Source organism: Pontibacter vulgaris, assembly GCF_022758145.1.
Classification (GTDB): domain Bacteria; phylum Bacteroidota; class Bacteroidia; order Cytophagales; family Hymenobacteraceae; genus Pontibacter; species Pontibacter vulgaris.
In genome coordinates this window covers 1-524 of the sequence record NZ_JAJVDH010000035.1, presented here as the reverse complement: position 1 = coordinate 524, position 524 = coordinate 1, and the positions used below count along the sequence as shown (strand labels likewise).

General features: G+C 58.2%; 1 protein-coding gene. It reads left to right on the top strand.

Going from position 1 to position 524, the window contains the following annotated elements; all coding sequences use genetic code 11:
• Positions 1 to 524: DUF1349 domain-containing protein (locus LWP20_RS18200; protein ID WP_242929602.1), on the top strand; the 524-nt coding region annotated here is incomplete at both ends.

Sequence of the window (524 nt, the reverse complement as noted above, 5' to 3'; positions counted from 1 at the left end):
AAAGGCATTGCCTCCACCACGAGCAATAATCAAATCAATAGCTTAGGAGTGAAAGTAGACTCGCGCAACCGCCTGCAGGCAGAGGTGACGCTGGTAAACCCTTACTATGGTACGGCCTACCAGCAAGGGGGGCTGTGGCTGGGGCTCTCGGACAAAACCTTTGTCAAACTGGTCGTGATGGGCAACAAGGTACAGCTGCTGCGGGAAGTGAACGACGTGTCAGGCACTTCGGACCAGCGCATCACAGCTGCCATCTCTGGGTTAAACAACCAGACCGTGCGGTTGCGGCTGGTGGTGGACCCATCGACGAATCAGGCCCAGGGCTATTACTCGGTGAACGGGGGCGCCTACACCAGTGTGGGCACAGCCCTGAGCATCTCGGGCATGGGCCTGACCTCCTCGACAGTGTATGCCGGCATCTTTGCCACCCACCGCAACGGCACCAGCGCCGTGACCTATACCTTTGATGATTTCTCAGTAGAAGGGGCAACTACTCCGCCACCGGCTGAAAACCAGCCGCCGGT